13 protein-coding genes are annotated in these 13,696 nt (G+C 62.9%); 8 read left to right on the forward strand and 5 right to left on the reverse strand.

Annotation, left to right across the window (positions count from 1 at the left end; genetic code table 11):
• Positions 1-77: 77 nt before the first annotated feature.
• Both AB4Y82_RS18565 and AB4Y82_RS18570 read left to right on the forward strand, forming a co-directional pair.
• Positions 78-914, forward strand: coding sequence for a hypothetical protein (locus AB4Y82_RS18565; RefSeq protein WP_441605026.1), 837 nt, complete (start codon positions 78-80; stop codon positions 912-914).
• A gap of 401 nt (positions 915-1,315) precedes the next feature.
• The gene (locus AB4Y82_RS18570; protein ID WP_441605027.1) at positions 1,316-1,600 is read left to right on the forward strand and encodes a HigA family addiction module antitoxin; all 285 of its coding nucleotides are present in this window, start codon (positions 1,316-1,318) and stop codon (positions 1,598-1,600) included.
• Positions 1,601-1,639: 39 nt separating this feature from the next.
• Here the strand turns inward: AB4Y82_RS18570 and AB4Y82_RS18575 are convergent, their stop codons facing one another.
• Complete coding sequence (locus AB4Y82_RS18575) at positions 1,640-2,488, reverse strand: hypothetical protein (RefSeq protein WP_441605028.1); 849 nt, start codon at positions 2,486-2,488, stop codon at positions 1,640-1,642.
• A 12-nt stretch (positions 2,489-2,500) separates the two neighbouring features.
• Here AB4Y82_RS18575 and AB4Y82_RS18580 point away from each other — a divergent pair, with 12 nt between their 5' ends.
• Positions 2,501-2,602 carry a hypothetical protein gene (locus tag AB4Y82_RS18580; protein ID WP_441605029.1) on the forward strand — a complete coding sequence of 34 codons (102 nt, stop codon included), beginning with the start codon at positions 2,501-2,503 and terminating at the stop codon, positions 2,600-2,602.
• Between the two features lie 217 nt (positions 2,603-2,819).
• Here AB4Y82_RS18580 and AB4Y82_RS18585 read toward each other — a convergent pair whose 3' ends face one another.
• Positions 2,820-3,305, reverse strand: a complete 486-nt coding sequence (locus tag AB4Y82_RS18585; protein WP_441605030.1) for a hypothetical protein — start codon at positions 3,303-3,305, stop codon at positions 2,820-2,822.
• Positions 3,306-3,571: 266 nt separating this feature from the next.
• Here AB4Y82_RS18585 and AB4Y82_RS18590 point away from each other — a divergent pair, with 266 nt between their 5' ends.
• Complete coding sequence (locus AB4Y82_RS18590; protein WP_441611551.1) at positions 3,572-3,985, forward strand: biotin/lipoyl-binding protein; 414 nt, start codon at positions 3,572-3,574, stop codon at positions 3,983-3,985.
• A 188-nt stretch (positions 3,986-4,173) separates the two neighbouring features.
• Here AB4Y82_RS18590 and AB4Y82_RS18595 read toward each other — a convergent pair whose 3' ends face one another.
• From AB4Y82_RS18595 to AB4Y82_RS18605, 3 genes are all read right to left on the reverse strand, one after another.
• A complete protein-coding gene (locus AB4Y82_RS18595; protein WP_441605037.1) occupies positions 4,174-4,920 on the reverse strand; it encodes a TSCPD domain-containing protein in 747 nt (248 codons plus the stop codon).
• Between the two features lie 177 nt (positions 4,921-5,097).
• The gene (locus AB4Y82_RS18600; RefSeq protein WP_441605038.1) at positions 5,098-5,694 is read right to left on the reverse strand and encodes a histidine biosynthesis protein HisIE; all 597 of its coding nucleotides are present in this window, start codon (positions 5,692-5,694) and stop codon (positions 5,098-5,100) included.
• 115 nt (positions 5,695-5,809) lie between these two features.
• Complete coding sequence (locus AB4Y82_RS18605; protein ID WP_441605039.1) at positions 5,810-7,954, reverse strand: adenosylcobalamin-dependent ribonucleoside-diphosphate reductase; 2,145 nt, start codon at positions 7,952-7,954, stop codon at positions 5,810-5,812.
• Positions 7,955-8,301: 347 nt separating this feature from the next.
• On the opposite strand from AB4Y82_RS18605, the gene AB4Y82_RS18610 reads away from it, so the two are divergent.
• The 4 genes from AB4Y82_RS18610 (at position 8,302) to AB4Y82_RS18625 (ending at position 13,560) form a co-directional block, all read left to right on the forward strand.
• On the forward strand, positions 8,302-9,672 hold the full coding sequence (locus AB4Y82_RS18610; RefSeq protein WP_441605040.1) for a Do family serine endopeptidase: 1,371 nt from the start codon (positions 8,302-8,304) through the stop codon (positions 9,670-9,672).
• 259 nt (positions 9,673-9,931) lie between these two features.
• Positions 9,932-11,113: a substrate-binding domain-containing protein gene (locus AB4Y82_RS18615; RefSeq protein WP_441605041.1), complete on the forward strand. Its 1,182-nt coding sequence runs from the start codon at positions 9,932-9,934 to the stop codon at positions 11,111-11,113.
• Between the two features lie 11 nt (positions 11,114-11,124).
• Entirely contained in the window at positions 11,125-11,820 is a 696-nt protein-coding gene (locus tag AB4Y82_RS18620; protein WP_441605042.1) for an HAD family hydrolase, read from the forward strand.
• A 360-nt stretch (positions 11,821-12,180) separates the two neighbouring features.
• Entirely contained in the window at positions 12,181-13,560 is a 1,380-nt protein-coding gene (locus AB4Y82_RS18625; RefSeq protein WP_441605043.1) for a leucyl aminopeptidase family protein, read from the forward strand.
• Positions 13,561-13,696: the final 136 nt, after the last annotated feature.

The following is a 13,696-nucleotide window of genomic DNA, read 5'->3' on the forward strand; positions in this document are numbered from 1 at the left end:
CGTTCCCCTCCAACACTGGGTGCTAGCGTTGCGCGCCACATCAGCGCTTCGCATTCCCACCTAATTGGAGACGGGCCATGACGACCCTTTACGCTTGGGCCACGCCGGCTTTCTCGAGCGACTCGCCCGTCGACCACACGTTTGTCACTGATTACGACAACCGGATCGATCCGTATAAAAGCATCAAGGCTGTAGAGAAAGCTCAGGCGAACTACTGGTACTGCTGGGGCGACTTTCACTGCCAGGGCGAAAGCTCAGAACAGCCCCAGGGTTATCTCGGCAGCGCCAGCGGCGACTTTGCGTTGGCGCAGTGCCTGTGCCTTCCCAACAAAGAGTCGGACAGTATCCCTCCGCAAACCCGGCCCAACGCCTGCGGCACGATTTACTACTACGGCCTGGATGGGGTCTGCCACCAGCTAGCCAATCAGGTGCTCTGGGCCACGGGTGGCACGGGCACGACGCCGTTGACGGTGGCGTTGGCGCGGGGCTACCGTGCCAGCAGCTTTATCTATGGCGCGTACGGCATCCTGCATCACGACTGGAACGCCAATATCTCGCGCTGCGCGGCTCCTCCTTCGTCTCCAAGTGCGGTCAACACCATGGACGCCAACGACGACTTCGCCATCCACGCCCAGCGGGTGCTGGCGTCGCTCAATGCGTCGGAGAAGCTCGCACCCCTGCTGGCATTGCGTGACAGCGTGCGGAAGGAGCAGCTGGCCCAGAGGGAGGCCGTTGTCAAAGGAGAGGTCATGCCATCGGCAGAGGCTCTGAATGCGCGCAACCAGGCCTACTTTCAGCGCGCGGCGGCGTTGCTGACCAGCGCGGAGTTCGAGGCTGTCTTTGGATTCGCACCCAATCGGACGATCGATCTGGTCGATCCGACGATTGCGCGCCAGCCAGCGGGCAAGGCATAACTGGATAAGGGTGCGGGGCGGACGTTCGAACGGGTTTGATGCGGTAAGAAACGTACAGCCGCGTACGTTCAACCGCCGCAAAGCACTCGATTACGCGGCAGCCGGCAGCGAATCTTCTGAAAGTGCACGCCAAACGATATTTCGTTCGATATGCGTCGTGTTTTTACGACTTACTAAGACTCTTCTGATGGTGGCGCAACAATCGGTCGCTTAATCTGAACCTGCTCCCGAGTTGTCAGGACAACCCGGCCAAGCATGCGACCGCCCTACTGGCGGAGCACCAACGGCCCGTCGAGCGACGGGACTGGCTGGACTGATGGGCGGTCGCGTTTGCGCCGCCCATTTCCTTTTTTGGGGCTGCCTCTCTGGCTGAATCAGGGTCTGGCATTGGGAGTAACCCGATGAACCGCATGCACAACCCGGCGCATCCCGGCGAGGTGCTACGGGAGTATCCGGGCGATATCACCGTCACCAGCGCCGCACAAAAGCTTGGTGTCACCCGTGTCGCGCTTTCCCGCATTCTCAATGGTACCAACGGCATTTCCGCCGACATGGCGCTGCGCCTGGAAGATGCTCTGGGCACCAGCGCCATGATGCGGGCGGAGATGCAGGTGCGATACGACCTGTGGAAGGCCAGCCAAAAGAAGCGCCCAAAGATTCGGCGTATTCATCTTTCTACGACTTGAACGCCCTGGCGTCACGCACGGGCCAAACCGCCTTGTCGGTCACTGCAGCCCCAGCTTTTCCAGCTCCTTGCGCAACGCCCGCTCGCTTTCGTCGCCGGGTCCCCACCCGACCAGCTTGCCCACCTGTCTCCCGTCCCTGAAGAAGTAGAAGGTCGGCGTTGACCACGTGTCGATGGCCTTCCAATCGCTTTGCCGATAGATGTAGTTCATGCGGGCAAGCGGATGCATGGCGTTCCAGGCGGCGACGTGGCGAGGTTGCATGCGGCCGTCCTGGGGCATCAGCCAACGGGCGTGGCTGGCGAAAATGGCCTTCAGACGGGGATCGGCTTCGATGGCCGCCACCGCATCGCGGGAGAAGTGGCACTGCGGGTGTCCGATCACCACGATATCGACTGCGCCGCTCAACCGGATGGGCTGCAGACTTGCCGACAAGCCGTCGTCGGTCAGGATCAAGGCAGATGGTCCCCGGCCGTCGGCCAGCGCACCAACGACGGTGGGAGCAGGATCGCTGCTCGCCGTCGGCCAGCTGGCAAGCACCGCATGAGCAGCGTCGAAATCACGCACGCTTATCAGCGCCACGTACAAGTCCTGGTAGTGACGCACCCCATCAGCATGCAGCGCACGCAGCCGATCGAGATCGGCCTGCATGTCCCGAACGTAGCGCTGGTCGAACGTGTAGAACGCCGTGTCGGAGGCGGCACGGAACAGCAGATCAACCGAGTCCTCGGTCAGCTCCTGCAGGATTGCCGATTCCTGCTGGTCCGCGATGTTCGTCGAATAGAGTTCAACGATGGCTGCCGGACGGGTGGCCGACGGTAATGCATCCAGCGCGGCCTCTGCGTTGTGGAATCGGTCGTAGCGCTGATCGATGGCGGCGGCCTTGGGCAAGCCCTGGCCCGCATGGCCACTCGCGAAAAGGAGGACACCGACAAACACGAGCACGAAATTTGCGCGCATCTTCATTGCCATCTCCAGTGTGATCAATGCTGGAAAGACCACTAGCGAAATATTCCGGCCTGCGGCTCAACGGCTAGCGCCGGAGTCGTACGGGATACCACTGGGGATTTAAACCAACCATTCGCATAACACCGATTGAGATGTAGCGATTGGTCCCTTCGTGAGTAGGTTGATAACCGCGGCAAAGTCGATCTTCAGAGTCAGGGTCATTTCTGTACGCGAGAGTAGTGAGCCTGAGCTGACCCGAGTTTGACGGACACCCTCACTCAACGGCTTCAACCTTATACAACTGAGTCAAACGCTCGGGGTTTACCTCCATATCGCCCACAAAGACCCCGTATCGCATGACCTCGCGATAGACCCCTTGATGCTTCGACTGTTGAGGCCAGCGAAACTCCAGCACGCAGCCTTGAGACGTCACCTGGTACCTTGTCGATACGTAAGGACGGCCATCATAGGTTTGCGTGGAGCTTCCCAGCAGCCTCAAGCTGGCGGTTGATTTCTCGGAACACAATTTGTTCTCGACAATCACTAGAGGCCCATCTGCCATCTCGCCTTTCTGTTCCACCGTCCAAATCCGATCAGCACCGGCGTCCTTCATGCTGATGACAGCGCCGATCCTGATGAAGCACCAGTTCCGGGTGCCTATTTCGCAGGTCAGCTGCGGTGTCGCTGGAAATGAAGGCGACGAACTCGCATCAGGGAATCCTGCTGCAAGTGCCACGGCAAGAAGGATTGATGAACTCATTCGCAGGTCGTCTCCATCGCAGTCACAGTAGTGGAAATGGAGTCACGCTTACTCCCAAAGCGGCGCGAAGTGAACCTGACTCCGTTTTGATCCTTGTTAGGACTCGTCCGATAGCCAAGCCCTGGCTGCCGAAATAAATTCTAAGCCAACTATGCGGAGCGTCCTTAAGCGAGATATCGCGGCAACTTTGAGATAGGTCTCATTGATCGTACCCGCGGAATAGATTTAGCGTCGAAGGCAAGACCTTTCTACGGATGGATCCACATTTGGCTGAGCACGCGTTGTTTCGGCGAGAGGTTTTGCAGGCGCGGGCACCCGCGACCGTCGGCGCTATTCGTCTCGCCACGCCACTATCACACCGCGTATGGGCCGCTCTTGGGGTGTGCTTTGCCGCCAGTCTGTGCGTGTGGCTTGGAGTGGGACACTACACGCGGCGCGAGCGCGTTGTTGGCAACCTGACGCCCCAGGCGGGCCTCCTCACCGTCTCGGCGCGAGTCCTCGGTAACCTCGCAACGGTACATGCTACCGAAGGCGCGACAGTACGCGCGGGGGATGCGCTGGCCACCATCAGTACTGAGCGCAGCAGCGCCAAGCTCACCAAGCCCGGGATCGCTTACGTCGACAAACACAGCAAAGAGCTATTCGGCAATGGGGTGGGATTGGAAGTGGATGATGACTAGGCGTCCGGAGCGCGTGCATCTTTACGAATGCACAGATGCAAAAGGGATCAATATTTTCGCGTACACCCCGCAAACCGGGTAAAGAAAAAGGGCTTGCAGCGATGCAAGCCCTATTTCCTTGGCTGAGAGGGCGGGATTCGAACCCGCGGCACGCTTGCAAGTACGCCTGATTTCGAGTCAGACGCTTCTCACCCGCACTTGCTATACCCACAATTCAAACAAGTCTGACACCCATCCATCAGCACCAGCGCCTGCGTATTGCACTTGGCGCAAAGGGTGGCGCCCGGCGGGAAGCCGGTGGGGGATTCGGTGGCAGCGGTTTCCGTGGTGGTGGCAGCAGCCTTCTTGCCGCTCGTCACCGCCTCATAGGCAGCGCGCTTCTCGGCGACCAGCTTGCGGGTGGACTCGTCCATTTCCGGGTCGTGGATCAGGCCGATCATCTTCATGTGTTGCTCGATGACCGCGCCGATCTCGGCGACGATGGAGGGCATGTAGACGCCGCCGGCTTTGAAGTAGCCGCCGCGGGGGTCGAAGACGGCCTTCATCTCTTCGACCAGGAAGGTGACGTCGCCGCCTTTGCGGAACACGGCGGAGAGGATGCGGGTGAGCGCCACGATCCACTGGAAGTGGTCCATGTTCTTCGAGTTGATGAAGATCTCGAAGGGGCGGCGCTGTTCGTAGGGGGTGCCGACGTTGAGCACGATGTCGTTGATGGTGACGTACAACGCGTGCTCGAACAGCGGTGACTTGATCTTGTAGGTGGAGCCGACCAGCGTCTCGGGACGCTCCAGGCTCTCGTGCATCTGGATGATTTCCGCCTTGGGCGCTTCCTTGGAAGCTGCCGGTGCAACGGCGGGCGCAGCGGCGGACGCGGCCTTGTCCTCGGGCTTTACGACGTTGTAGCCCTTGATCTTCTTTTCGATCTTGATCGCCATGGTGTGTTCTTCCGACGGGTTGGCGGCGCGGCGGTTTGTTTGGCTAAGAACCGGCGTCTTGAGGTGGTCGCGCGTTTGGGCGGTGTCGCTACTGGATTCCGGCCTGCGCCGGAATGACGAACTTTTAAGAACGATCCGGCCCGGCGTGTTCAGCGCCGGGCCGGGTCGCGTTACGGCTTACTTACGGCGTGCGGCTTTCTTGGCGACCTTGCGGACGGCCTTCTTCACGCTCGCCTTCTTGCTGGCAGTGGACCTCTTGACCGCCTTGGCGGCCTTCTTACCGGCGACCTTGCGGACCGCCTTCTTAACGGCGGCCTTCTTGGCCGTCTTTTTGATGACCTTCTTGACGGCCTTCTTGGCAGCGGACTTGCGCACTGCCTTCTTCACGGCCTTCTTGGCGACCTTCTTGGCGGCTGCCTTCTTGACCGCCTTCTTGGCGACCTTCTTGGCAGCTGCCTTCTTGACGGCCTTCTTGGCGACCTTCTTGACGGCGGCCTTCTTGACGGCCTTCTTCACGGTCTTCTTGGCAGCTGCCTTCTTCACGGCCTTCTTGACTGCCTTCTTGGCGGTCTTCTTGCCGGCGGCCTTCTTCACAGCCTTCTTTGCAGCAGCCTTCTTGGCCGGAGCAGCCTTCTTGGCCGCGGCCACCTTCTTCTTGGCGCGAGCCTTCTTGGGCTTGGCTGCCGCGGTCACTTCGACCACGGGAACCTCGACCGGCGCGTCTACGACCTGGGCGGTTACTTCTTTCACATCAAACTCGGTATCGATGGACATGCGTGTTATCCCCTCCGACGTGGATTCTGGACTTTATGTTGAGCCTTGCCGCAAGGACACTACGGTATTGCTCTTGGCAGTGGGCTGACACCCGAGATCAGGTATCGCGGATAGTTTAGAACTTTCCGTAATACCCTTCCTTCAAGGCATCGAACAAATTGGCGGCGGTATGCATTTCGCCGTCGTATTCCACTTCTTCGTTGCCTTTCAGTTCGACAACACTACCGTCCTCCAATTCGAAGCGGTAGAGGGTGCTCTCAAGGTCGGCTTCTTTAACCAGCACACCCTGGAACGCCGCGGGGTTGAAACGGAACGTGGTGCATCCCTTCAAACCCTGCTTATACGCGTAAAAATAGATATCTTTGAAATCTTCGTACGGGTAGTCGGTGGGGACGTTCGCCGTCTTGGAGATGGACGAGTCCACCCACAGCTGCGCCGCCGCCTGGATGTCGACATGCTCCTTGGGCGAGATGTCGTCGGCCGAAACGAAGTACTCGGGCAGCTTGGACTTGGCGTCGTCCGAGTAGGGCAAGGCATCGGCATTGATCAGCGCGCGGTAGGCCAGCAGCTCGTAGCTGAAAACCTCGACCTTCTCTTTGGTCTTGCGGCCTTCGCGGATCACGTTGCGCGAGTAGTGGTGCGCAAAGCTCGGCTCGATGCCGTTGCTGGCGTTGTTGGCCAGCGACAGCGAGATGGTGCCCGTGGGCGCGATCGAGCTGTGGTGGGTGAAGCGCGCGCCGGTTTCGGCGAGCTCGGCCACCAGGTTGGGCGCCACGCTGGCGATACGCTGCATGTAGCGGCTGTACTTGGCGTGCAGCACGCGGCCGGGGATGGTGTCGCCGACCTTGTAGCCGTCGGTGGCCATTTCCGGACGCTTGCGCAGCATCTCGCCGGTGACGGTGTAGTCACGGGTGAGCACGGGCGCGGGGCCCTTTTCCTTGGCCAGGTCCAGTGCCACTTCCCAGCCGGCGACGGCCATCTCGCGGGAGACTTCTTCGGTGAAGGCCACCGACTCGGCGGTGCCGTAGCGCATCTTGAGCATGGTGAGCGTGGTGCCCAACCCTAAGAAGCCCATGCCGTGGCGACGCTTGGAGAGGATCTCGTGGCGCTGCTGTTCCAGCGGCAGGCCGTTGATCTCCACCACGTTGTCGAGCATGCGGGTGAAGATCTTCACCACTTCGCGGTATTCGTCCCAGTCGAAGCGGGCCTTGGGGCCGAAGGGGTCGCGCACAAAGGTCGTCAGGTTTACCGAGCCCAGCAGGCACGAGCCGTACGGCGGCAGCGGCTGCTCGCCACACGGGTTGGTGGCGCGGATGTGCTCGCACCACCAGTTGTTGTTCATCTCGTTGACCTTGTCGATCAGGATGAAACCCGGCTCGGCAAAGTCATAGGTGGACACCATGATCATGTCCCACAGGTGGCGCGCACGAATGTGCCCGTACACTTTGCAGGCCACCAGGCCGTCGTCGCGGCCCACGTAGTTTTCGTGGGTGGGCCACTCGCGCCAGACGATTTTCTCGGCGTCGGTGAGGTCGACTTCGTCCTTTTCCTTGACGTGCACCGGGAAGACGAGCGGCCAGTCGTGATCGTGCTCCACCGCCTGCATGAAGCCGTCGGTGATCAGCAGCGAGAGGTTGAACTGGCGCAGGCGGCCGTCTTCGCGCTTGGCGCGGATGAATTCCTTCACGTCCGGATGGCTGACGTCGAACGTGCCCATCTGCGCGCCACGACGGCCACCGGCCGAGGACACGGTGAAGCACATCTTGTCGTAGATATCCATGAAGGACAGCGGGCCGGAGGTGTACGCACCGGCGCCGGACACATACGCGCCGCGCGGACGCAGCGTGGAAAACTCGTAGCCGATGCCGCAACCGGCCTTCAGCGTGAGACCGGCCTCGTGCACCTTCTCCAGGATGTCGTCCATGGAGTCGCGGATGGTGCCGGACACGGTGCAGTTGATGGTGGACGTGGCGGGCTTGTGTTCCAGCGCGCCAGCGTTGGAGGTGATGCGGCCGGCGGGGATCGCGCCACGGCGCAGCGCCCACAGGAAGCGTTCGAACCAGTGGTCGCGCAGCTCCGGCGTGGCTTCCACATCGGACAGGGCGCGGGCGACGCGCTGGTAGGTTTCGTCCACGCTGCCATCGACCGGCGCGCCGGACTTCGCCTTCAGGCGGTACTTCTTGTCCCAGATATCGTAGGACGCAGGCTGCAGCGGAATGACGGTATCGCGGGTTACGGCTGGTGCACGCGCGGTGCTCATCGGCTTCCTGACCTCTCGGTTTGGCCTCACGGCCCCGTGTTGGTGTTGTTCTGTTCGGCTAAGCCGCTCGTATCGGGTCGCGCCTGAAAAGCAAAAGCCGCGCGTAGAGCCCGATCCTTGCGTTCCCTGCCCGACCCTTCGGCTACTCCCCCCTGAGAGTGCCCTGTGACACCAGCTCTTGGGTTTAGGCCCGGCCTAGTCACACAAGATGTTGTGGTCGCGAACGAGGGAAAGTTACCGCTGCCCTTTCGCCTTGTAAAGTAAATTCGTCAATACCAAACGGTGGAACCGCCGACGCCGCGCCGAGTCGAATGACCAACGATTCGACCCACGCACAAGGAGTCCCCATGTTTCTTCGTTTCGTCCGCCGACTGGCCGCCGCGGTTTTGGTGTTGATTGCCGCGACACCCTTCGCCAGTCACGCCGCGCTACCCGTGTCGATCGATGGACAACCACTGCCTTCGCTGGCGCCGATGCTGGAGAAGGTGACGCCGGCGGTGGTGAACATTTCCACCAAGACGCGGGTGCAGGTGCGCGATCCGTACTTCGACGATCCGCTGTTCCGGCAGTTCTTCGGCCTGCAGGGTTCGCCGCGTTCGCGGGTGGAACAGAGCCTGGGTTCGGGCGTGATCGTGGATGCGGCCAAGGGCTACATCCTCACCAACAACCATGTGGTGGGCGGCGCCGACGACATCACGGTGACGCTGCAGGATGGCCGCGACTTCAAGGGCAAGCTGGTCGGCACCGATCCGGACACCGACGTGGCGGTGGTGCAGATCCAGGGTACGAATCTGCAGGCACTGCCGATGGCCGATTCCGCGCAGCTGCGCGTGGGCGACTTTGTCGTGGCCGTCGGCGATCCATTTGGCCTCGGGCAGACGGTGACCTCGGGCATCGTGTCGGCGCTGGGCCGCTCGGGCCTGGGCGGCACGGGCTATCAGAACTTCATCCAGACCGATGCCTCGATCAACCCCGGCAACTCCGGTGGCGCGCTGGTGAACCTGCGCGGCGAGCTGGTCGGCATCAACACCATGATCTTCTCGCCGTCGGGCGGCAACGTGGGCATTGGCTTTGCCATCCCCACCAATCTCAGCACGGAGGTGATGAAGCAGCTGATTGTCCACGGCAAGGTCAACCGCGGCAACCTGGGCGTGGAAACGCAGGACATCACGCCGCGCATCGCCAAGGTGCTGGGGCTCAAGGACAGCAACGGCGCGGTGGTTACGCGCGTCAACTCCGGCTCGGCGGCGGAGAGTGCGGATATCCAGGTGGGTGATGTGATCACCGCGCTCGATGGCAAGCCGCTGCGCAACGCGCAGGATCTGCGCAACGCCGAAGGCCTGCTGCCGCTGGGCAGCACGGTGACGCTTGCGGTGCAACGCAATGGCGCGGTGCGCAACGTCAGCGCCAAGCTGGTGCCGGAGAAACTCGCCACGGTGGATGGGGCCAAGCTCGATGCACGACTGACCGGCGTGACCTTCAGCGAGCTCCCGCAGAACCTGCGCTCGCAAGGCCTGGGCGGTGTGAGCGTGAGCACCGTGCGTGCAGGCAGCCGCGCGGCGCAAGCGGGCCTGCAGGCGAACGACGTGGTGATCGGCATCGGCAACCTGCGTATTCCCGACCTGCGCACCCTGCAGCAGCTGGCAGGCGTGAATCCGCGGCAGCTGGTATTGGTGGTGTCGGGCGATGATGGCGTGCGCTACGTAGATATCCGTTGATGTCACTCCCCGCCGCGACAAGGCGGCTCATGTCGCAATGGAGCTGCGACAGGCCGCTTTGTCGTGACATGCGGGAACGGGGGATAAACGCGACTGGCGATGCGTGTCCGTCGTCGCGTTTTTCCACGATGCAAGGGCAGGAATTCGCTTGCGGTTTGCGTGCAGGCTGGCTGAAATAGCCGAGTTACACCTTTCTTGCACGCACGCCCAGCTAAGGCGGCCTGCGAACCATCATCATCATTCGAGGTTCCCCACCGCCATGTCATCACGCATTTCCCGCCTGCTCATCGTTGCGATGCTTACCGCATTCGCAACCACCGGCGCCCTCGCGGCCGCCAAGACCACCAAGACCACCAAGAAGCCGACCACCCCGACCGCACCGGCACTCGTGTGGCGCGGCGACTACGCCACCGCCCGTGGCGTGGTGGAAGACGTGAGCAAGGCCTGGGAAAAGAGCGGCAAGGGCCGTATCGAAATCCAGCCGTTCAACACCGCCTCGGGCCTGGACGCCGTGGCACACGGCCTGGCCGACATCGCCGGCAGCGCGCGCAACAGCGCCGGCGGCACCGAGACCGACCTGGTGTTCACGCCGGTCGCGTTTGACGCGCTGGTGATGATCACCCATCCGTCGAACGGCACGGGCAACCTCACCGTCAAGCAGCTGCACGACATCTACTTCGGCAAGATCACCAACTGGAAGGACGTCGGCGGCAAGGACGCGCCGATCAACCTGTATGCCGTGGCCAGCCCGGGTGACGGCGTGGAATACAGCCTGCGTCGCCTGATCTTCGGTCGCGGCAACCAGCCGGTGGCCGCACCGCGTCTGTACGTCAACACGGCCAAGCTGGAAGAAGCCGTGACGCTCGACCCGAATGCACTGGGCGTGACCACCCTGTCGGGGGTGGCCAGCAACAGCAAGGTGAAGATGGTCAGCGTGGACGGCGTGCGTCCTAGCCTGTCGACTGTCACCGATGGCAGCTACGTGCTGTACACCCCGCTGTATCTGGTCACCAACAAGGAAAGCCCGAAGGCCGCGCAGATCACTGCCTTCATGGAATTCCTGCACACCGACGAAGTGCGTTCGCTGGCGCGCGCCCACCAGCTGGTGCCGTACACCGATGCACCGCAGCTGGCCCAGAACGACAAGACCCGCCGCGAGAAGCTGCTCGCCGAGAACGGCATCAAGATGGACGTGGTCGCCGATCCGATCCCGACGGCAACGCCGGTGACCGCGCCGACCGCACCGACGGCCGCTGCCGTAACCTCGCCGACGGCTGAAAAGGGTGGCGCTACCGGCCAGACCTACACCGTCTCCAAGGGCGACACGCTGGGTGTGATCGCCAAGAAGTACTCGGTGTCGGTGGCCGATCTCAAGAAGTGGAACGACCTGTCCAGCGACAACGTGAAGATCGACCAGGTGCTGAAGGTCAGCGGCAACTGATCGCACCGCACGTGCGCATCCGCGCCCTGACGCTCGACCTGGACGACACCTTGTGGCCGGTACTGCCGGCCCTGGAGCGTGCGGACCGCGATCTGGATGCGTACCTGCGCCAGCACTATCCCGACGTCGCGCGCGCATGGCCCATCCCGGCCATGCGTGCGCTGCGTGCCGAGGTCGCCGCCGAGCGCACCGATCTGGCCCACGACTTCACCGCGCAGCGCCACATCACCATGCAACGGGCCTTCACCGCCTGCGGCATCGACGAGGCACCGCTGGAGACGCTGTGGGAGGTTTATTTCTCCGCGCGCAACAGCGTCGAGCTCTATCCCGACAGCCTGCCCGCCCTCCAGCGCCTCGCTGGACGCTGGCCGGTGGTCAGCCTCACCAACGGCAACGCCGACCTCGATCGCATCGGCATCCGCGAACACTTCGCGCATCACATCTGCGCCCGCGACACCGGCATCGCCAAACCCGATGCACGTATTTTTGTGGCTGCCGCCGAGCACCTCGGGCTGCGGCCTGAAGAAATCCTCCACGTTGGCGATGATCCGGAACTGGACGTCGTCGGCGCCCGCGATGCGGGCCTGCGCACCGCGTGGATCAACCGCCACGGCCATCCCTGGCCCGGCCTCCTCGGCACCGCACCTGACCTCGACCTGCGCGATATGAGCGCGCTGGTGGATTGGCTGGAAGCGCAGGGTCAGTAGCGAGGCGTCGCGGCTCTTCCCGTAGCGCACCCTTGTAGGAGCGCACTTGTGCGCGACCAGCCAACGGAGCGGTACACCCCAGCGTGACGGTCGCGCACAAGTGCGCTCCTACAAGGGTGTGGCAGCCCATGCCGCGCGACCGCCTTCTCTGTGGGAGCGCACCCTGTGCGCGACAAGCCTACGGAGCGTCACACTCCAGCGTGGCAGTCGCGCACAGGGTGCGCTCCCACAGAGGTTGGCGCCAGGCGGGGAAGCCAGGCTCCCACCCAAATACCGTCTCGCCCCCGCCCCCAAAAGCGCGCATCATTAACCATCACCAAAAGCCCACCGCGCCCGCACAGCCGCCGCGCAAGGAATTCCATGTCCGTCCTGATCGAACGCAAAGCCGGCGAGCGCCAGAGCATCGCCATCGAGACCACCGACATCCAGCACCTAGCCGCCACCAAACGCCGCCTCAGTGCCGCGCAGCGTCGTTGGGTAGCGGACTCCGCCTTCGAAGCGGCGCCCGGCACGTTCGCGCTGATTGCGGATGAGAGCGGCAAGCTGGTGCGCGTGCTGGTCGGCGTCGATGCCAGCGATGCACTGAGTGCGCTGGGCGCGCTGCCGCGTACGCTGCCGGAGGCGACCTATCACCTCGCCGACGAGGGCGTGCTCAAGGACAAGCTGCAGGCCGCGCTGGGCTGGGCCCTGGGCGCCTACGAATTCACCCGCTACCGCAAGGCGCGCCGCGCGCCGGCCAAGCTCGCCATCGCCGCCGCGGACCTCGCCACGCTGCAACCGCTGGCCGAGGCCACCACCCTGGTGCGCGACCTGGTCAATACGCCGACCGAGGACATGGGCCCCAAACATCTCGCCGATGCGGTCAAGCAACTGGGCAAGACGCACAAGGCCAAGGTGCGCGAGTGGGTGGGCGATGAACTGCTCGATGCCAACTTCCCCACCATCCACGCCGTGGGCCGCGCCAGCCATCGCTCGCCGCGACTGATCGAACTGAACTGGGGCAAGAGCAGCGACCCGAAGATCGCCGTGGTCGGCAAGGGCGTGTGCTTCGATACCGGCGGCCTGGATCTGAAGCCCGCCGACGGCATGCGCTGGATGAAGAAGGACATGGGCGGCGCCGCCCACGCGATCGCACTTGCCGGCCTGATCATGCAGGCCAAGCTGCCGGTGCGCCTGCAGCTGCTGATCCCCGCCGTGGAGAACGCGGTGTCGGGTGCAGCGATGCGTCCGGGCGAAGTGATCACCACGCGCGCTGGCATCACCGTGGAAGTGGACAACACCGACGCCGAAGGCCGCCTGGTGCTGTGCGACGCGCTCACCTATGCGGGCGAGCAGAAGCCGGATCTGATCATCGACTACGCAACCCTCACCGGCGCCGCACGCATCGCGCTTGGCCCCGACGTGCCGGCGCTGTTCGCCAACAACGATGACGCCGCCGACAGCGTGATCGCCGCCGGCCGCGCCGTGAATGATCCGCTGTGGCGCCTGCCGCTGTGGCGTCCGTATCGCAAGATGCTGGAGTCCTACCTGGCCGATATCGCCAACTCCGGCGCATCGCGCCACGCTGGCGCGATCACTGCGGCGCTGTATCTGGAACGCTTCGTTCCCGAGACCACGCCGTGGCTGCATCTGGATACTTATGCGTGGAACGACGGCGACCGGCAGGGTCGGCCGCGTGGTGGTGAGGCGCTAGGTCTGCGTGCGTTCTTTGCGTTTCTGCAGAAGCGCTACAAGGGCTGAGTCGTTACCGATATCGGCAAAAAAAGGCGGCGCATGGCGGCGCCTTTTTTTGTGGGGCCGCCTCTCCCTTGTAGGAGCGCACTTGTGCGCGACCGCGGAGGTTGAGGTCATACCTGTGGTCGGTTGTCGCCGCACT

The sequence above is a fragment of the Dyella sp. 2YAF14 genome (assembly GCF_052114725.1).
Lineage (GTDB): Bacteria > Pseudomonadota > Gammaproteobacteria > Xanthomonadales > Rhodanobacteraceae > Dyella.

Bases quoted from the DNA above. Each gene is read 5' to 3' on its own strand.
- AB4Y82_RS18610 (WP_441605040.1), top strand. From the start codon at position 8,302: ATGTTTCTTCGTTTCGTCCGCCGACTGGCCGCCGCGGTTTTGGTGTTG.
- AB4Y82_RS18570 (WP_441605027.1), top strand. From the start codon at position 1,316: ATGAACCGCATGCACAACCCGGCGCATCCCGGCGAGGTGCTACGGGAG.
- AB4Y82_RS18585 (WP_441605030.1), bottom strand. From the start codon at position 3,305: ATGAGTTCATCAATCCTTCTTGCCGTGGCACTTGCAGCAGGATTCCCT.
- AB4Y82_RS18595 (WP_441605037.1), bottom strand. From the start codon at position 4,920: ATGGCGATCAAGATCGAAAAGAAGATCAAGGGCTACAACGTCGTAAAG.
- AB4Y82_RS18625 (WP_441605043.1), top strand. From the start codon at position 12,181: ATGTCCGTCCTGATCGAACGCAAAGCCGGCGAGCGCCAGAGCATCGCC.
- AB4Y82_RS18565 (WP_441605026.1), top strand. From the start codon at position 78: ATGACGACCCTTTACGCTTGGGCCACGCCGGCTTTCTCGAGCGACTCG.
- AB4Y82_RS18615 (WP_441605041.1), top strand. From the start codon at position 9,932: ATGTCATCACGCATTTCCCGCCTGCTCATCGTTGCGATGCTTACCGCA.
- AB4Y82_RS18605 (WP_441605039.1), bottom strand. From the start codon at position 7,954: ATGAGCACCGCGCGTGCACCAGCCGTAACCCGCGATACCGTCATTCCG.
- AB4Y82_RS18580 (WP_441605029.1), top strand. From the start codon at position 2,501: ATGGCCACTCGCGAAAAGGAGGACACCGACAAACACGAGCACGAAATT.
- AB4Y82_RS18600 (WP_441605038.1), bottom strand. From the start codon at position 5,694: ATGTCCATCGATACCGAGTTTGATGTGAAAGAAGTAACCGCCCAGGTC.